The 17,403-nt window shown below is 48.2% G+C and carries 18 protein-coding genes and 1 riboswitch; of the genes, 11 read left to right on the plus strand and 7 right to left on the minus strand.

Annotated features, from left to right (window positions below):
* Positions 1-23: 23 nt before the first annotated feature.
* Together E4K71_RS11345 and E4K71_RS11350 are read right to left on the minus strand one after the other, a co-directional pair.
* On the minus strand, positions 24-1,721 hold the full coding sequence (locus E4K71_RS11345) for a hypothetical protein (RefSeq protein WP_135079641.1): 1,698 nt from the start codon (positions 1,719-1,721) through the stop codon (positions 24-26).
* 119 nt (positions 1,722-1,840) lie between these two features.
* A complete protein-coding gene (locus tag E4K71_RS11350; protein WP_135079643.1) occupies positions 1,841-2,455 on the minus strand; it encodes a hypothetical protein in 615 nt (204 codons plus the stop codon).
* 105 nt (positions 2,456-2,560) lie between these two features.
* A riboswitch (cobalamin riboswitch) is annotated at positions 2,561-2,771 on the plus strand.
* A 99-nt stretch (positions 2,772-2,870) separates the two neighbouring features.
* Between E4K71_RS11350 and E4K71_RS11355 the strand changes: the two genes are divergently transcribed.
* From E4K71_RS11355 to E4K71_RS11390, 8 genes are all read left to right on the plus strand, one after another.
* A complete protein-coding gene (locus tag E4K71_RS11355; protein ID WP_135079645.1) occupies positions 2,871-3,665 on the plus strand; it encodes a DUF4198 domain-containing protein in 795 nt (264 codons plus the stop codon).
* 2 nt (positions 3,666-3,667) lie between these two features.
* Positions 3,668-4,297: a cobalt transporter CbiM gene (gene cbiM / locus E4K71_RS11360; protein ID WP_135079647.1), complete on the plus strand. Its 630-nt coding sequence runs from the start codon at positions 3,668-3,670 to the stop codon at positions 4,295-4,297.
* On the plus strand, positions 4,290-4,853 hold the full coding sequence (locus tag E4K71_RS11365; protein ID WP_135079649.1) for a cobalt ABC transporter permease: 564 nt from the start codon (positions 4,290-4,292) through the stop codon (positions 4,851-4,853). Before cbiM ends, E4K71_RS11365 begins: the two co-directional genes overlap by 8 nt.
* On the plus strand, positions 4,850-5,599 hold the full coding sequence (gene cbiQ / locus E4K71_RS11370) for a cobalt ECF transporter T component CbiQ (protein WP_135079651.1): 750 nt from the start codon (positions 4,850-4,852) through the stop codon (positions 5,597-5,599). Before E4K71_RS11365 ends, cbiQ begins: the two co-directional genes overlap by 4 nt.
* Positions 5,592-6,269 carry an ABC transporter ATP-binding protein gene (locus E4K71_RS11375; protein WP_135079653.1) on the plus strand — a complete coding sequence of 226 codons (678 nt, stop codon included), beginning with the start codon at positions 5,592-5,594 and terminating at the stop codon, positions 6,267-6,269. Before cbiQ ends, E4K71_RS11375 begins: the two co-directional genes overlap by 8 nt.
* Positions 6,270-6,413: 144 nt before the next feature.
* Positions 6,414-8,093 (plus strand): hypothetical protein, encoded by a 1,680-nt coding sequence (locus tag E4K71_RS11380; protein ID WP_135079655.1) that lies wholly within the window; start codon positions 6,414-6,416, stop codon positions 8,091-8,093.
* A 12-nt stretch (positions 8,094-8,105) separates the two neighbouring features.
* Entirely contained in the window at positions 8,106-8,852 is a 747-nt protein-coding gene (locus tag E4K71_RS11385) for a molybdopterin-binding protein (RefSeq protein ID WP_135079657.1), read from the plus strand.
* Entirely contained in the window at positions 8,849-9,139 is a 291-nt protein-coding gene (locus tag E4K71_RS11390) for a hypothetical protein (RefSeq protein ID WP_135079659.1), read from the plus strand. The genes E4K71_RS11385 and E4K71_RS11390 overlap by 4 nt, the downstream gene beginning before the upstream one ends.
* Here the strand turns inward: E4K71_RS11390 and bluB are convergent.
* Both bluB and E4K71_RS11400 read right to left on the minus strand, forming a co-directional pair.
* Complete coding sequence (gene bluB / locus E4K71_RS11395; protein WP_135079661.1) at positions 9,136-9,780, minus strand: 5,6-dimethylbenzimidazole synthase; 645 nt, start codon at positions 9,778-9,780, stop codon at positions 9,136-9,138. The genes E4K71_RS11390 and bluB overlap by 4 nt on opposite strands.
* Before the next feature lie 60 nt (positions 9,781-9,840).
* The gene (locus tag E4K71_RS11400) at positions 9,841-12,297 is read right to left on the minus strand and encodes an EAL domain-containing protein (RefSeq protein WP_135079663.1); all 2,457 of its coding nucleotides are present in this window, start codon (positions 12,295-12,297) and stop codon (positions 9,841-9,843) included.
* A 162-nt stretch (positions 12,298-12,459) separates the two neighbouring features.
* Here E4K71_RS11400 and E4K71_RS18270 point away from each other — a divergent pair, with 162 nt between their 5' ends.
* Positions 12,460-12,636, plus strand: a complete 177-nt coding sequence (locus tag E4K71_RS18270) for a hypothetical protein (protein ID WP_167730483.1) — start codon at positions 12,460-12,462, stop codon at positions 12,634-12,636.
* A 3-nt stretch (positions 12,637-12,639) separates the two neighbouring features.
* On the opposite strand, the gene E4K71_RS11405 is transcribed toward E4K71_RS18270, so the two are convergent.
* Positions 12,640-13,110, minus strand: coding sequence for a MarR family transcriptional regulator (locus E4K71_RS11405; RefSeq protein WP_135079665.1), 471 nt, complete (start codon positions 13,108-13,110; stop codon positions 12,640-12,642).
* Between the two features lie 162 nt (positions 13,111-13,272).
* Between E4K71_RS11405 and E4K71_RS11410 the strand changes: the two genes are divergently transcribed.
* Positions 13,273-14,283, plus strand: coding sequence for a fumarylacetoacetate hydrolase family protein (locus tag E4K71_RS11410; RefSeq protein WP_135079667.1), 1,011 nt, complete (start codon positions 13,273-13,275; stop codon positions 14,281-14,283).
* Positions 14,283-14,918 (plus strand): maleylacetoacetate isomerase, encoded by a 636-nt coding sequence (gene maiA, locus E4K71_RS11415; RefSeq protein WP_135079669.1) that lies wholly within the window; start codon positions 14,283-14,285, stop codon positions 14,916-14,918. The genes E4K71_RS11410 and maiA overlap by 1 nt, the downstream gene beginning before the upstream one ends.
* A 73-nt stretch (positions 14,919-14,991) precedes the next feature.
* Here the strand turns inward: maiA and E4K71_RS11420 are convergent, their stop codons facing one another.
* On the minus strand, positions 14,992-15,603 hold the full coding sequence (locus E4K71_RS11420) for a phenylacetic acid degradation protein PaaY (RefSeq protein WP_240796797.1): 612 nt from the start codon (positions 15,601-15,603) through the stop codon (positions 14,992-14,994).
* A gap of 76 nt (positions 15,604-15,679) precedes the next feature.
* Entirely contained in the window at positions 15,680-17,338 is a 1,659-nt protein-coding gene (gene paaN / locus E4K71_RS11425) for a phenylacetic acid degradation protein PaaN (RefSeq protein WP_135079671.1), read from the minus strand.
* Positions 17,339-17,403 lie beyond the last annotated feature (65 nt).

Consider the following 17,403-nt stretch of genomic DNA (forward strand, 5'->3'; position numbering starts at 1 on the left):
ATTTGTACACCTTAATAGACAAATTAACTTTTAAAACCTGCATCTGCCATCATCTTGTAGAAATCCCTGATCATGATTTCCTTTTTCTGCGGGTCATCTTCGCCTTCGGTAAACTTCTCAATGAAGCTTGCCCCTTTGAGGTGATCAACCACACGTTGGCGCGCCAACGACATGGCATGACCATGTTCCCACAGCACACCAGACCCACAAAATTGAACCATGCGAATTGCACGGTCACGCAAACTTGCCTTAGGATCATCCAGTTTGTCAATCAACTTTGTATCCATCAGGTACTTCTCCACCATTCTATCCAAGGTGGAGAGGATTTTTTTCTGTCCAGCCTCCTCCAATGAGGACTCTTCTACCAACACATGTAAGTCTTTCAAACAGACCAATCGTTGTTTTGCCGAAATGTCCTTGCCACTGAAATCCGTAATGGAACGTGCATTATTACAAAGCAGTGCAATGCTTTGATCAATCACATCGGGATGTGCCTCTCCCAACGGGGCATCACGCAAGGCCAGCAAATACGGCAATTGGCTGGAACCGTTGGGCAACATATCCAGCAACCATTTAATTGACATTCGCTCGCCGCTTTCCCCACCTTGTTTCAGGCTTCGGCCATAGCGCCGGGACAAGGCTTCGGCCATATCTGCCCCCCCAGTCATACCTGAGGGAAAAGCCAAACGGGCAAACAGGGCCATAAATTCGGCCTCTTCCTGCGAGGGGTCATTGCGGGCCAAGGGCTGTTTCCCAGACATTTGGCGCAAGATAAAGTCAAACAAAACGTCACGGGTTTGTTGCAGCCTGCCTTGAGGGAATACACGACCAAAAGCGGCCACCACATCAGGGCATGCCCCGGTCCCCACACCCGCTTTGCCATCCACCCAATCAAGCAAGGTTGAAATGGCGGAAGCCAAATTGCGCTGTGGCCCCAACATATCCTGAATCAGTTGAGCTGATGACATAATTTCAGCAATCAAACCATCCAGTTCATCTTCCAGCTCTCGCCCTTTGGGGGTTTCCAGCCAGTCCAGAATTTGTCCGAGTTTGCCCTCAACACTGCGATACTGAATAAGAACCTTACAAATCAGGGCCATCAAGGCCATTGGCTGATTAATCGCATCGGCCGCCTGAACCACATCGTTTAAATCCTTACTTTCAAACGCCTTAAAAACCTTTGTTTTCTGGATTTTCTGCGTGTCACCCATAATGGCCTGAAATTCGTCGAACAATTCATCACGTCTTTTGCGCGAATCGCCCCCCATGTCCTTGGCCTGTAAAGTTGCCACCCGGTCAATGGCAGGCGAACACATGTCACTGCCCATAAAACGCTTGGCCTTGTCATAGGAATAGAGAAGTTCCGAAGCAATCATGCCATCACGATCAAACAAGGCACGCAACAGTCTGCTCATTGTCAAGCGCGCTTCCAGCCCCAGATAATCCTCACGATAGGCACAGGGGGCCGCTGCGTCGATATGAGCAACGCGAACCGGCTTTACCTTTGGCGTAAGGCGTTGCTCTTTAACAATTTTTTCAACTTCATTTTGATCGGCCCGCGTCCAGACCCGAACCAGCTGCACACCCAGATATTGCGTGCCTTCATCTTCAGCATATTCTTTGAAAGACCGTTCAGCAGACCCTTGGTCCTTAAAGACCTTTTCAACGAACCAGCGGTCCTGATCACTTAAACGGATTTCAAACTTCGTGCGTTCACCCATTATTCTTACTTCTTTTCATTCCCGTGCTTGGCACAAGTGTAGACGCCAATTGCTTTGAGTTATCTTAGGATGAAAAAGAAGAACTTTCCATTGTAAATAATAAGTTTTTTTCCACATATTTAATGGGAGGTCTCGCCCGCTTTTTCCTTTAAAAGCAACAGCGCCTTAATGGCATCTTCCACCACCTGGTCACGTTCCACAATCTCATCTTGCAGTGCCTCACGCATGGCCGGGGTGTAGTCGGTCCAGTTTTCCAAATCCTGCAACAAGCCACTATAGGCATTAGCCTCATCACTGAGCCCGTCAATCAAGGCAGCGGTGGCAGAGGGCATTTTCATATCATCCTGCCCGCCCCAGAATCCTTCAATAAAACCGGCTTCAATTTCTTCAAGGCGGCGCAGCAGAGTTTCCTTGGCCTCTTCCAGATCAGCCAGCTTCCCGCGTGCACTTAACAAGGCCCCTTCGGCATCCGCCATTTTTTCCATACGCCGCCACAACCCCATAAAGGTAGAGAAAAACTTATCAGCCTCATCCTTGGTGACAAAACGTGGAAAATCATCTTCCGGCCAGAAACTTGCCACCACCATCACAGGCAGCAAGTCTTTGTTGGGAGAAGCCAAGCCCCCCAGTACACGGGTGCGCACCACATGGAACGGGGTTTGGCTTTTATATTGCTCCAGAAACCTGGCGACACCTGCATCCCCAATATATTTACCCGGCTTTTTCGAGGCCATTGGCTTTACCCCATATTCATGTGATCAAAATCTTGGGGCTGAACCTATTGGGCATCGGCTTTCAAGTCAAAGAAAATAGCACGAATATTGACTCAGTTCTCTTTCCATCATAAAAAGAGCCATGGTTCTTCCGAAGGCTAGAGTCTAGGAGATTAAAAGGGAATACGGTGCGATGTACCCATCAGGGATCAAAACCGTAACTGCCCCCGCAACTGTAAGCGCAAATGTGTTGTTTCAAACCACTGGTGATAACCGGGAAGGGAAACAAGGCGAAAAAGCGTAAGTCAGGATACCTGCCATGATAAACCGTTGATTGGACGGGGTGGTCCATGGCTTGACTTGTTTTATTTGAGAAAACAGTTCCCCTGCCCCTTGTTCGATCTGCTATTACTATTGATCGAGGGGATCACACATCATGAAGAAATTCTTTTTGGGCGTAGCCTTGGCTGTTTCAACTTTCCTTGCCACTGACGTTCACGCCCATTTCCAGCTTGTCTATTCACCACAATCCAATACGGAAAAAGCTGGTGTTAAACCGCTGAAATTGCTGTTCTGGCACCCGATGGAAAACGGACATGTCATGGATATGGGACAGCCGGAAGAATTCTATTATAGCTTCAAAGGTAAAAAAACCGATTTAACCCCCAGCTTGAAAGCAGTCTCATTTAATGGATTGCATAATAAAGCCAACGCCTATGACGGGGCCGTTAAGCTTAAACGCAATGGGGATTACAAACTGATCTTAACCCCTGCGCCTTATTATGAAGAAAGCGAAGATATTTATATCCAGCAGATCACCCAAACCCTGATCAATAAAGGCGGCGTTCCCACGGACTGGGCAGAACCTCTGGGATTAAAAACAGAAATTTTGCCACTAAACAAACCTTATGGGGCTGTTGTCGGCTCAAGTTTCTCCGCGATTGTTTTACGTGAAGGCAAGCCCCTGCCCGGTGTGGAAGTTGAAATTGAACATATGGTCGCTGAACCAGACATGGTTCAAAACAAGCCTTCAAACACCAAATCCTCCTCTATCCCCGGCGGGGCATTAAGTGTCATCAGCGACGCCAACGGCAAATTTACCTTTGCTATTCCAAAAGCAGGATATTGGGGCTTTGCAGCTCTGGGCTCCGGTCCAGATCAGGAATATCAAGGCAAGGAACTGTCCCAAGATGCGGTTTTATGGATCAAAGCCCATGAACTGGGGGAATAATCATGCATATTGTTGATGGTGCCCTTTCAAACGAGGTTGTGATCGGCGGAGCCGTTTTGGCCGTCGGCGGCATTACCATTGGTTTGAAAAAGATGGACATGGAAAAAATCCCTGCAACCGGGATTCTGGCGGCCACATTTTTTGTGGCCTCCCTGATCCATGTGCCGCTAGGGCCAAGTTCTGTTCACTTGATTATGAACGGACTGGCGGGACTGATACTGGGCTGGACTGCTTTTCCCGCCCTGTTTGTCGGGCTACTTTTACAAGCCATTTTCTTTGGCTATGGCGGGGTGACAGTTCTGGGGGTCAATACCGTAGCCATCGCCCTTCCTGCTGTTTTAATGCATTATGTCTGTAAAGCAGGGCTTCAACATGAAAGTAAAAAAGTCGCCATGATCTGGGGGGGAACAGCGGGTGCCATGTCCATTGCACTCACCGCCCTGTTTGTCACTTTTGCACTGGCCCTAACCGGGGAAGAATTTATCCCGGCTGCGAAATTGATCATTTTGGCCCATAGCCCTATTATGGCGATTGAAGGTTTCCTCTGTGCCTGTGCTGTTGCCCTGATCCATCGTGTGAAGCCTGAATTATTTGAAATTTTCAGCGAACCTAAAGAAGTTAGCCATGCCTAAATTCCTCCCCTTTCTCGCCTTCCTTTTATTGTGCAGCCCCGTTCATGCCCATAAAATCGTTGCCTCGGCCTGGACAGATGGTAACGATATCGAAGGTGAAATCGGTATGTCCAATGGCGATATGGCAAAAAGCGGGACTCTTATAAAAGTACTGGATTTAGAGGGCCATCAAATTGGGAAAACAACTGTCGGCAAGGATGGCCTGTTTCGTTTCACCCCTACCAAAGCTGTCGCCCATCGTTTTGAAGCCAATCTTGGGGCCGGACATGTTGCCTTTGTCATTGTTGGCGTGGATGAACTCCCCGACAGCTTAAAACAGCCTGAAAAAGCTTCCCCAACACAGGCATCTACACCCCCGCAATTGGTAAGTGCAGACCTTGAAAAAATCATTGCCAAAGCTGTACGAGATGAAATCCAGCCCCTGCGCAAGGAAATCGCTGCTTATAAAGAAAAGAATGACCTGCAAACCATCTTGGGTGGAATCGGCTATATTCTGGGCCTGACAGGCATTGGCTTTTATATGGCAGCACGACGCCAAAATGGTAAACAGGAATGAAAACCAGCCCATCGGCCACATCATGGTTGTTGCGCCTTGATCCACGCGCACGTGTGGTTGCAGCCTTTCTATTTGCCTGCACGGTCGTTGCCCTTGACAGTTTTTGGACATTAGGGACGGCTTTAGTTACCGCCTTGTTCCTGTTAGCCTCTGCCCGCTTGCCTGCCAAAGAAACGCTAAAAAAAGTCATGACGATGGATGGCTTCATTATTTTTATGCTGTTCATGCTGCCCTTTACCACACCGGGCGAAATCTGGTTTAACCTTGGTAGCCTGAGCGCCAGCTGGGACGGCCTGTTTAAAGCCCTGATCATTACCTTAAAGGCCAATGCCGTTGTCATGGCTTTATTGGCCCTTGTCAGCACCATTGATCCGATTGTTCTCGGCCATGCCTTAAACCGCCTGCGGATACCGGAAAACCTTGTACATCTTTTGCTGTTTTCCGTGCGTTATATTGATGTCTTGAAACAGGAATATTTCCGCCTGCGCACCGCTATGAAAGCACGTTGTTTTCAGGCTGGAAACAATCTCCATACCTATCGTTCCATCGGCTATCTTCTGGGCATGTTGCTGGTACGCAGTCTGGAAAGGTCTGAAAGAATCCTGGAAGCGATGAAATGCCGGGGCTTTCAGGGGAAGTTCTATCTGTTGGATGAATTCCATTTTCAAAAACGCGACCGCCTTTTCAGCCTGATTGCCAGCCTGTTCCTCATTGCCCTTCTCGGATTGGATATGACTTATGGATAAGCTTATCGACCTGCAAAACATCACCTTTGCCTATCCCAAACAAAAACCTGTCCTGAACGGGATTGATTTCACCTTGAAGGCAAGGGAGCGGATGGTTATCAACGGTCCCAACGGGGCTGGCAAAAGCACCTTATTTCACCTGATCGTTGGATTAAACAAACCCACAACAGGTAAAGTCATTGCCTTTGGCAAAGAACGCACACAGGAAAAAGATTTCAAAGACGTGCGCCAGCGCATTGGACTTGTCTTCCAAGACCCAGATGACCAGCTGTTTTGCCCCACTGTGGCCGAAGACATTGCCTTTGGTGTGCTGAATTTAGGCAATCCCCTTGATGAAGCGATGGCAGTTGTGGAACAGACCTTAAAAGACATGCATCTGGAACATTTACGTGATCGCGCCACCCATAATCTATCGGGTGGAGAAAAAAGACTGGTCAGCCTGGCCTGCGTTCTTGCCATGGAACCGGAAATCTTGTTACTGGATGAACCCACCAACGCCCTGGATGAAAAAACTCAAGAACGTCTGATCGAAATTCTAAACGGATTGCCTCAGGCAATGATTGTGATTTCCCATGACCCAAGCTTTCGCCACCAGATCACAAATAACCGTTTACACCTTGAAAATGGCCAACTAGTCAAGCCTGAACCAAAGTGTAAACATGCAAAATAATCGCGCCCTGTATGGATTTTGTTAACGATTGGACGCTAATATGTGAAAGTCGGATGGACTAGGTACTGAAATCATTGATTTTTTGGTAGTTTAGCCGTAATCTGACAGCAAATTTGCACCCTTTAACGAACCTGCGGTTTTAACGTGTCTGAAGAGCAACAAAAAGATTTCGAGAAAATCGAACTGACAGCAGCCATGACTGAACTTTCTTCCCTGAATCCGGAAGAAGGGAAAGGGGCGATGATGGCACAGGTTGACCGTGCTGCCCTGCGCGTACTGAAAGTCTTGCGCGAAGGTAACCCGGACAAGTTGCAAAGTGATGCGACGTTCCTCGCCCAAATCAAATTCGTTATGCAAATCATGGAACAATGTAAAGACTTCCGTGACGGCCAGTTTACCCGGTTGGTGCGCCAACATGCCGAAGATATCATGACCGGGCTTGAGGCACTGCCCAAACGTTCCAAAGAAATAAAAGAAGAAAAGAAACGTAAAGCCGAAGAAGCCAAACGTCTAGCTGAGCAGGAAGAATCCGAAGCACGTGCGCGCAAAATTGCCTCTGGCGGGGATGGCTCCCCCATTCATGAAGAAGAAATTGAAATAGATGAAGAGCCCGAATTTAATTACGAGCTGGCTGAAAAGCTCTGTATCCAAAGCGTTGTGCGCCATTTTGATTCCAAGCTGGATGTGCTGCGCAGCACGCACCTTTATGGCCGCCATTCAACCGAAGATATTGGTATTCCGGCCCATTTCCTGTATTCCATCGAATTTTCCGTCCTGATCGAAGATGCCGTTCGTGCGTTGGTCATTGACAGCCGGGAAGTTTTGACACGACGCGTCTATAACGACATCGACCCCGAAGCCGATGAAGAAGCTATCCGTGTCATCTTGCGTGATAAAAGCAAACCATTGCTGGAAGTCGTTCATTCCGGCTTTAGCGGCTGGGGAAGTTCCCAAACAGAAGCTGCAAAACGTGCAGGAGAAAGCGACAAGCCCAAAAAAGCCGCCACCAAAGAGAAAAAAGGTGGCCTGTTTGCCAAGCTACTGGGTAAAGGTAAAAAAGAAGAAGCACCCAAAAAGAAAAAGAAAGTTGAGCGCGAAACTTGGGAAGATGTGCTGGATATCTTTAAAGAAGCACAGAATAAAGGCGAAGTCTTCTTCCCCAAAACCTTTAACTTCAGCATTCTTGCCTATCTCATGAACTTGCGTGACAACTTGTTTAAAGGAGAAGGTGATCGGATTATCCAGATTGCTGAACAGGCCCAAGGTGGCTCCAGCGCCAAAGGGGCGGTCGCACGCGCACTGGAACAAAGCTTTAAACAGAACGATCAGAATTTCTTTGAAATGTTGATCCTCAACCTGCTTTATACCAAAAACTCCATTGGACTGGATGAAGTCCAATCAGCTTGTATGGGCCAAAAGCTGGATGCTGGCCGTTTGCCCCTCTCTGTACCGGAGCTGGGCCGCCGCCCGGTTGCCTATGCTGAACAGATCATCAAATTGTTAAAAGAACCAGCTGAACCGCGTGTTTTGAAAAACTGTCTGGAATTCTTCTTTGAATCTATTCTGGTGTTACACCTGATCAAATTTGACAAAGAATTCAAAAATGCTGTCACCCATTTTGAAGCAGAAAAAGAAAATCTCGCAAAACCCTTACAAGGGGTGGTTGATGGTGTTCTCGGCCTGATTGACCGGGTCCTCTTTGCCCGTCAACAAGCCCGTGAGACAGGCGAAGACACAACCATGCAAACCAAAGATACCATTAATCATACCATCGGCAAGTTTATGACAGCCTATGAAAACATGTATGAAAAAATGAAGAAATAAGGCAGCGGTTTCATGGTCGATAAAGTTACAGCGTGTATTGTGATTATCGGCAATGAAATTCTTTCTGGCCGTACCCAAGACAGCAATCTTAATTTCCTTGCCACAGAATTAAACAAACTGGGTATTCAGGTTGGTGAAGCCCGTGTCATCCCTGATATTGAAACTGTCATTATTGATACAATCAATTATGCCCGCAACACCTATGATTATGTCTTCACCACAGGCGGTATTGGCCCCACCCATGATGATATTACATCCGCCTGTGTTGCCAAGGCTCTGGGCTACGACTTTGCCCGCAACCCAGAAGCCGTTGCCATGCTGGAAAGCCATTACAAGCCAGAAGACCTGAATGAAGCCCGTTTACGGATGGCAGATACCCCCGTTGGGGCTATTCTGATTGAAAACCCCATCAGCAAGGCACCAGGGTTTCAAATTGAAAATGTCTTTGTCTTGGCAGGTGTTCCACGTATCGCCCAAGCTCTGTTTGATAACCTGAAAAACCGTTTAACAGGGGGGATAACCGTCCTGTCAAAAACCGTTTCAACCGATTTGGGCGAAGGGATCATTGCAGATCCCCTAGCCTCCCTTCAGGAAAAATTCCCCCATATTGACATGGGCAGCTACCCTTATTTCAAAGATGGCCGTTTGGGTGTTTCCATGGTCCTGCGCCATCATGATGAAACAAGCTTGCAAGAATGCGAACAAGCGCTGAAAGAAATGGTTGAAACGCTCGGCGGAAACATTATCTTTTCCTTATGAAACGAGAATTCCAGAAACTCCATTGGACGGCGCGCACGACGCTGATTTTCCTGTTCCAACATTTGGTTGCGGGCATTCTGGGCGGTATTTTCTTTGGCGTTCTGCTACTTTATTTTGATGTCAGCAATCTCTGGACCATGATTTCGTCTTCACAAGATCGCTGGCTGGTCCTGATTATGATGTTTACAGGATTGGCACTGACTTTTGGCAGCATCGGCATGGGCTGGGGTATTTTCAGTCTGGCACAGGAGCGCGACGACCCCCCCAGCAATCATACCTATTATTAACGGCGTAAAACCGTCTGATCAAAGGGCAAGCGGTCCTGCCAACCAAAGCGCACCAGCTCGGGGACATCATGTTCTTCTTCGGGATAGCCAATACAAAGATATGCAACCAAGTCCCAGCTATCCTGCTGAATATCCAGAATTTCCTTAATCATATCCGGTTCAATAATAGATACCCAGCCGATGCCGACCCCTTGGGCACGTGCCGATAACCACAGTGTCTGAATACTGGACACAACCGAATATTTCAGTGTTTCCGGCATGGTCTTTTGCCCCAGCCCTTGCCCAACCGTGGTGTGGCTATCGCAAAAAACCGCCACCTGGGCTGGCGCACGATCCAGTCCGGATAATTTCAGCGAGGCATAGGTCTCAGCCTTTTGACCATCATAATCTTTAAGTGCCTCTTGATTACAGGCTTCAAAATTATCACGGATGGCTTTGCGGCAATTCTGATCTTCCACCACAACAAAACGCCACGGCTGGCTATTGCCCACAGACGGTGCCAACGTGGCTGTTTCCAACAAATTATCTAACAACCCTGAGGGCAGCGGGTCTGTTTTAAAATGACGCACATCACGACGCCAGCGAAACAGTGCATCCAGTTGTTGCTGAAATTGGAGGTCAAAAACGGGTGGTGTCGGCATAAAAAAATCCCTGTATTTTTAGGGAGGGACTGTACTGCCTTTGGCACAAAATAAAAAGTCTCATTTGCGACAATAAGCTTCAAACTCTTCAGGCGCCAAGGGCTTGCTATAATAATAGCCCTGGATCATGTCACATTCCTGTTCCATCACAAATTTGCGTTGCTGCGGGCTTTCCACCCCTTCGGCCACCACTTTAATGCCCAGTTTATGCGCCATAACAATGATCGCTTCAACAAGGGCTGCATCCCCTTCATCACGATCCACATCCATAATAAAGGCCCGGTCAATTTTCAACACATCAAAGGAAAAACGTTTCAAGTAATTCAAAGATGAATAGCCTGTTCCAAAATCATCCAGATAAATCTGAACACCAAGATCACGGATATTTTCCAGTAATAATGCCGCCCCGTCCGGGTCTTGCATCACCAGCGTTTCCGTAATTTCCAAAGACAGCTGCTTGGGTCGAACCCCATATGCCTGCATCACCCCTTGCAGTTTTTCAACCAAGTTTTGATTGCGCAACTGATGGGGAGAAAGGTTCACCGCCACACGAATATCCTTAAGCTCCTCAACCGACTGCCAGTCATGAATTTGCTGACAGACCTGTTCCAGAACCTGCGCCCCAATCTCGTCAATCAGCCCGGTCTCTTCGGCAATAGAGATAAAATAGCCCGGCCCGACAAGCCCCCTGGCCGGGTGGTTCCAACGCGCCAATGCCTCACAGGAAATGACATCGCCGCTTTTCACATCCACAACAGGTTGATAGTGAACAACAAATTCCTTCTTATCAATTGCCTGGCGTAATTCACGTTCCAGAACCATCGCCTCATGGGCGATTTTATTCATCTCAGGCGTATAGAAACGGAAACTGTTACGCCCCGCTTCCTTCGCCTGATACATGGCCGTATCGGCATTTCGCATCAAAGCTTCCAACGCCACCCCATCATCGGGATAAACCGTAATCCCGACACTGGCGGTCAAAAAGATATCATGGTCCAGCACCGAAAACGTCTGCGACATTTCTGCCAGAATTTTATTGGCAACCTTTTCAATATCATAGGAATGTTTGATATCTGGAATAATGACGGTGAACTCATCCCCGCCAAGGCGCGAAACCGTATCTGTTTCACGCACACAGCCGAGTAATCTTTTTGACGCATCCATCAACAGGGCATCACCGACATTATGCCCCAATGTATCATTCACCGACTTAAAACGATCCAGATCGAGAAACATCAGGGCAACCTGCGTCCCATTTCTTTTGGCGCGCATCATCGCACGGCTGAGGCGATCCAAAAACAGGTTACGGTTGGGCAGACTGGTCAAGCCATCATAATTGGCCTGATGCTTGATCAGTTCTTCCGCCTTCTTTCGTTTGGTAATATCACTAAAGACTGCCACATATTGACAGATATCCCCCTGTTCATCGTGAACAGAAGAAATCGACAGCCATTCGGCATAAAGATCACCATTTTTACGACGGTTCCAAATTTCACCCTGCCAGCGCCCACGCTCACTTAATTGCAGCCACATGGTATGATAAAATTCCTGATCCTGACGCCCGGAACTTAAAAAACCGGGATCACGCCCCAGAACCTCTTCCTCGCTATATCCCGTTACTCGCGTGAAAGACGGGTTCACAGCCTGAATTCTGTTTTGTGTATCGGTCACAACAATGGCTTCTGAGGTGGTGTCAAACACCGTTTGTGCCAAACGCAATTCATTTTCATAGAGTTTGCGTTCTGAAATATCAACAACAGCCCCGACAATACCGCTTTTGCCATCCGCACCTGTATAACGCGCCTTATGTGACAACACATGATGATCCCCATCAGAACGGGGCAGGGACATTTCAACCAATTCCTCCCCGCCTTCTTTCAGCAGGGTTGCATTATGTTTTTGTAAATCCTGTGCAATCTCATCGGGATAAAAAACATCAATGGACTTGCCAAGAATATCTTCAATGGGGCGTTCCAGAAAATCCGCCATTGCCGTATTGCAGCCTAAGAACCTGAGTTCCTCATCCTTATAATAAATCGGGGTGGGAACGGTATCTATGATGGTTTGCAAGAATTTGGCTTGTTCTGCCATTGCCTTATGGTTTTCAGCAACTTTTTGTTCCAGTTGCGCCACATGCAAGGCACGCAGGACGCTTTGTTCCAGCTTCAACCAAAAATCAATCCCGCTGTTTTTTAATAAAAAGTCCTGAGCCCCAGCCTGCATGGCATCAATAATAACTTGCCTGTCATCGGCCCCGGTCAACATCACCACCGCAACAAGATTATCATTGCATCGTAACGTCTTAAGCATTTCCAGCCCAGTCATCCCCGGATCCATGACCTGATCCAGCACAATCAAATCGACAGGCTGATGTTCCAGATATTCAAAAGCTTCTTCTGCATTTTTACAGCTGGAAACCTGATACTTTTTTTTCGCCAGAAAAGCACTGACCACACGGCGAATCACTGGGTCATCATCGACGATCAGGACATGCGTATCATTGGCGTTGCTGGACATTGGAAAGGTAAAATCCCTGCGATCAGTATTTTCTTATGATTTTGTGTGTTTTATCCTAATTTAACCTATAGTGCTAAGGATTTATATATCTCTTTATAGATAACTTGCGAACAGCCCCTGTTTAACGCACACTAAAATCAAACCATAGCAAGGAGAACGCCGATGTCATTTCAACTCGTTTTACCGTGGCTGGTCATGCTTCCTATGATTTATGGCAGCACTTTAATTGGTGTTCCCATGTTTCTCGCCATTTTTCTTGCCGCAATCGGCCTGTCAGCCATGCACATCTGTGATATGAAATGCACAAAAGCCGAAGAAGAGGCAAAAGAAGGCTGTTAGACCCTAAACCAGACTTTCCGCCCGCTTGGACAGTTTACGTAAAATCCGGTCCAGTGCGGCATATTCTTCTGTGGATAAAGACGCACTGACGTCATCTTCAAAATCCAGTGCAAGCTTGCCAAGGCGGGCAAAAACCTCTTTACCGACCGGCGTCAGTTTCAACAAGTTGCGGCGACGATCAACCGTATCGCCTTCGCGTTGAATCCAGCCTTTTTTCTCCAATCGGGCCACAGCACGAGACACCTGTACTTTATCCAAATGGGAATGGGCACCAATCTCATGGCCGCTTTGGGGTTCATAGTGACCTAAATTTGCCATAACGCGCCATTCACCAATGGTCATGTCATATTCTTTGGAATAACGCTTGGAAAACCCCTGACTCATCAAATGGGCAATCACAGCCATGCGGTAAGGCAGATATTGCTCCAGAATTAAGTCCCGTTGTACTTCATCTTCTTCGTCACGAAGCAGCATATCCCATGCCTTCCTTGTAAGCGTTTTGCAATCAAAGTGTTATAACGTCCCCACACTATTTTTTGCAAGGTCTTGGCATTTTTTACTTGAATTGGTTTCAAATGAAATTATTATTAAGCGAAACTAATTCACCTTCGATCAGATGTTAAGGAAGCCAGCCCCATGAAACTTGCCACGTTAAAAGACGGATCCCGCGATGGACAACTTGTTGTCGTCTCAAAAGACCTGACCTCCTATGTTTCTGCTGCCTCCATTGCAGCCAACCTGCAAACGGCTCTTGATAATTGGGCTGAAACCTCTGTCAAACTGCAAGCGCTATCAGATGAACTGAACAACGCTCAAGCAACAAACGCACAAGAGTTTGATCAAAGCCAATGTATGCCCCCCCTGCCACGCAGCTACCAATGGGCTGACGGTTCTGCCTACGTCAACCATGTGGAACTGGTGCGCAAGGCCCGTGGGGCTGAACTACCGGACAGCTTCTGGACAGACCCGCTGATGTATCAAGGTGGCTCTGACGACTTCATTGGTCCGCGTGAGGATATTCCGCTGGCCTCTGATGAATGGGGCGTGGATTTTGAGGCGGAGATCGCCGTTATTACCGATGACGTGCCCATGTCCTCCACCCCAGAAGACTGCAAGAACCATATCAAACTGCTCATGCTGGTGAATGATTGCTCCCTGCGCGGCCTGATCCCCGGTGAACTGGCAAAAGGCTTTGGCTTCTTCCAATCCAAGCCCGCTTCCGCCTTTTCCCCGGTCTGTATCACACCAGATGAATTGGGTGATGCCTGGGATGGGGAAAAAGTCAACCTGCCGCTTCTCTCTACTCTCAATGGCGACGCCTTTGGTAAGCCCGAAGCGGGCGTTGATATGACTTTCACTTTCCCGAAACTGGTGTCCCACATCTGTAAAACCCGCAATGTGGGGGCTGGTTCCATTATCGGGTCCGGCACCGTTTCCAACAAGATGAACGGCGGACCGGGTAAGCCCGTTTCAGAAGGCGGGGTTGGCTATTCCTGTATTGCTGAAATCCGCATGATTGAAACCATTGAAAATGGCGAGCCTTCCACCCCGTTCATGAAATTTGGGGACACCATCAAAATCGAAATGAACGACAAAAACGGTCAGTCCATTTTCGGCACTATTGAACAGACTATGGTGAAAAACTGATGAAGCTTTATGACTACTGGCGTTCATCTGCGTCTTATCGTCTGCGTATTGCCCTGAATTTGAAAAATATCCCTTATGAACATATCTGTGTTCATCTGGTCAAAGGTGGCGGACAACAACATAGCGCGGATTATAAGGCGAAGAACCCGCAAGGCTTTGTCCCCGCCCTGGAATTAGAGGACGGCACCATCCTGACCCAATCCATGGCGATTTTGGAATATCTGGATGAAACCCATCCCACCCCTGCCCTGCTGCCAAGCGATGCCTTGGGCCGTGCAGAAGTGCGCTCCCTTGCCCAAGTGATTGCCAGTGACATTCACCCAGTGAACAACCTGCGCATTCTTAAATATCTGGCAGGTGAATTGGGTGTGGCCGATGAACAGAAAATGACCTGGTATCGTCACTGGATCACCAAAGGCTTTGAAGCCTTAGAAGCCCGCCTTGGCAATACAGGCTTTTGTTATGGGGACAGCCCGACACTGGCCGATATCTGCCTGATCCCGCAAGTTTACAATGCCCACCGTTTCAATGTGGACATGACGCCTTTCCCGAAAATTTCAGCCATTAACGAGAACTGCCTGAAGATTGAGGCTTTTGACAAAGCTGTACCGGAAAACCAACCGGATGCAGAATAGTTAAGTCGTCCTCGCGTATGCGGGGACCTCTCTCCTCATGGAAAAAGACCCCCGATCAAGTCGGGGATGACTTTTAACCCTTTGTCTCAAACAAAGGCTTCACATCGCCACTGGGCATACGCGCGCGGTTTTCTTCAACTTCGCGCAAAGGGATGGCTGGCTTCATGGTCTTAAGCGAACGCACGGCTAAATCCTGATATTCCTTCGTTCCTGCGCGTTTCCAGGCAAATTCTTCATCTGAAACTTCACGCATCAGCTTGGCCGGCACTCCACCGATGAGGGAACGTTTTTCAAATTTCAGGCCCGCACGTACAAAGGCAGAGGCAGCAACAATACATTGCGGGCCGATTTCCGCCCCATCCATAATCACCGCATTCATGCCCACAAGGGCATCTTCGCCGACTACACAGCCGTGCAACACAGCCCCATGGCCGATATGGCCATTTTTCTTCACAATCGTATCCGTGCCGGGGAAACCATGCATGACACAGGTATCCTGAATATTGGCCCCTTCTTCCAAAATCAAACGGCCAAAATCCCCGCGCAAACAACAGGCCGGCCCCACATAAACGCCGGGACCGACAATCACATCACCAATTAAAACCGCATCCGGATGAACAAAGGCTGTTTCATCAATGACCGGAATAATACCATCAAGTTCATAGACTTTAGGGGACATGGACATAAGCTTTTCCCTTATAAAATAAAAGCGAGCCCCTACTTTATGCAGGAGCCCGCTTTACATGAGAAGTAAATAATTGTTAACGGCGGCTTTGAACCACGCGGAAACGACCTGATACAAAGTTCCCATCTGTCAGGGCCGCATTCGCTGCCGGGTTCGCCCCTGTGGCGTGGAAATCAGAAAAGGCCGCGGACTGATTGACAAACACACCGCCTGTCAGGTTGATGGACAGATTGACACCGACTTCAAGAGCTGCGTCTTCCACAGCTTCAATCACATCATCATTCTTGGAATAAAGCCCCAAGGTAATCGCACCATTTTCAGAAATGGTCTGGCTCATTTTCGCAATACTGTCTTCTGTGCTGTCTGTTGCGATTACAAAGACAATCGGGCCGAACAATTCTTCTGAATATTTTTCCACATCAGCCCCATCAACCTTAATAATCACCGGTGTATGACACTGCACCCCTTTAAACATTGGGTGGTCAATCTGGGTCGTATCCAGCACCACATCACCAAGCTTTTTAGCCTCTTCCATACGATCCAGAATAGACTTGTTCTGAATGGAACCGAGCACTTCCACCGCACGTTCCGGCACAGAGAGGAATTTTTCAACGCCTGTAGCAATGGCTTTTGCCACATCATCAAAGCTCATTTTCTCGCCATTTACGTCAATACCATCACGCGGGATAAAGACGTTTTGCGGTGTGGTACACATCTGACCCGAATAAAGGCTGAACGTGAAGGACAGGTTGCGTGAAATCCCTTTGATGTCATCAAAATCATCAATCACAATGGCATTCACGCCCGCTTTTTCCGTATAGACTTGGGCCTGCTTGCAGTTGTCTTCCAACCAGTTCCCAAATTCGCTAGACCCCGTAAAGTCGATGATCTTCGTATCTTTATGCGTGGCAAATTCCTTGGTGATCGGTGCATCCAGCGTATCAACCGCCAAACACACCAAATTCGGATCAATACCCGCCTCACTCAACACATCGCGGATGATCTCAACCGTAATGGCCAGTGGTAAAACAGCGCGTGGGTGCGGCTTCACAATCACACCGTTGCCTGTGATCAAGGAGGCAAAAATACCCGGATAGCCATTCCATGTGGGGAAAGTCGCACAACCGACCATCAAGGAAACACCACGACCAACAGCCGTATATTTCTTTTTCATTTCCAGCGGGTCATGCTTGCCTTGCGGCTTCACCCAATCAGCTGTTTCAGGATGACGCATCAATTCGTCATAACCATAGGCAACCGCTTCAAGCCCACGATCTTGTGCATGTGCCCCACCGGCCTGAAACGCCATCATGAAAGCCTGCCCCGTGGTATGCATCACTGAAAAAGCGATCTCGAAACTTTTGGCATTCAGTCGTTCCAGAATTTCCATACAAACGCCCGCACGACCCTTGGGGCCAAGCTTGCGCCATTCTTTTGTCGCCGCCTTGGACGCGGCCATCATGGCATCTACATCAGGGGCCGGATATTGAACGTTCAGCTCCACCCCAAACGGGCCTTCTTCTGCGCCTAATGTGCCGCCGGATGTGGGCTGATCAATTTCAAAGGTTTTGCCCAAATGAGCCTGAAATGCCTTGATCCCATCGTCTTGTGCCGTTTCACCATAGACACGCGGGCTTGGCATTTCTTTATAACCGGACCAATAGCCACGAGTGCGCGCAGCTTCACAAGCTTGTTCCAGTTTCTCTTTATGTTTTTCAAAAAGCTCCAGGCTCATTTTTCTTTCCCTTGTTTTTTATTGTCGTCATCCCGCACTTGATGCGGGATCTCTGTAAATTTTAA

The sequence above is a fragment of the Terasakiella sp. SH-1 genome, from assembly GCF_004564135.1.
In the GTDB taxonomy this organism is placed as follows: Bacteria; Pseudomonadota; Alphaproteobacteria; order Rhodospirillales; family Terasakiellaceae; genus Terasakiella.

Coding starts and splice junctions, on each gene's coding strand:
- E4K71_RS11345 (WP_135079641.1), bottom strand. CDS start 1,721: ATGGGTGAACGCACGAAGTTTGAAATCCGTTTAAGTGATCAGGACCGC.
- E4K71_RS11350 (WP_135079643.1), bottom strand. CDS start 2,455: ATGGCCTCGAAAAAGCCGGGTAAATATATTGGGGATGCAGGTGTCGCC.
- E4K71_RS11355 (WP_135079645.1), top strand. CDS start 2,871: ATGAAGAAATTCTTTTTGGGCGTAGCCTTGGCTGTTTCAACTTTCCTT.
- cbiM (WP_135079647.1), top strand. CDS start 3,668: ATGCATATTGTTGATGGTGCCCTTTCAAACGAGGTTGTGATCGGCGGA.
- E4K71_RS11365 (WP_135079649.1), top strand. CDS start 4,290: ATGCCTAAATTCCTCCCCTTTCTCGCCTTCCTTTTATTGTGCAGCCCC.
- cbiQ (WP_135079651.1), top strand. CDS start 4,850: ATGAAAACCAGCCCATCGGCCACATCATGGTTGTTGCGCCTTGATCCA.
- E4K71_RS11375 (WP_135079653.1), top strand. CDS start 5,592: ATGGATAAGCTTATCGACCTGCAAAACATCACCTTTGCCTATCCCAAA.
- E4K71_RS11385 (WP_135079657.1), top strand. CDS start 8,106: ATGGTCGATAAAGTTACAGCGTGTATTGTGATTATCGGCAATGAAATT.
- E4K71_RS11390 (WP_135079659.1), top strand. CDS start 8,849: ATGAAACGAGAATTCCAGAAACTCCATTGGACGGCGCGCACGACGCTG.
- bluB (WP_135079661.1), bottom strand. CDS start 9,780: ATGCCGACACCACCCGTTTTTGACCTCCAATTTCAGCAACAACTGGAT.
- E4K71_RS11400 (WP_135079663.1), bottom strand. CDS start 12,297: ATGTCCAGCAACGCCAATGATACGCATGTCCTGATCGTCGATGATGAC.
- E4K71_RS18270 (WP_167730483.1), top strand. CDS start 12,460: ATGTCATTTCAACTCGTTTTACCGTGGCTGGTCATGCTTCCTATGATT.
- E4K71_RS11405 (WP_135079665.1), bottom strand. CDS start 13,110: ATGCTGCTTCGTGACGAAGAAGATGAAGTACAACGGGACTTAATTCTG.
- E4K71_RS11410 (WP_135079667.1), top strand. CDS start 13,273: ATGAAACTTGCCACGTTAAAAGACGGATCCCGCGATGGACAACTTGTT.
- maiA (WP_135079669.1), top strand. CDS start 14,283: ATGAAGCTTTATGACTACTGGCGTTCATCTGCGTCTTATCGTCTGCGT.
- E4K71_RS11420 (WP_240796797.1), bottom strand. CDS start 15,603: ATGTCCATGTCCCCTAAAGTCTATGAACTTGATGGTATTATTCCGGTC.
- paaN (WP_135079671.1), bottom strand. CDS start 17,338: ATGAGCCTGGAGCTTTTTGAAAAACATAAAGAGAAACTGGAACAAGCT.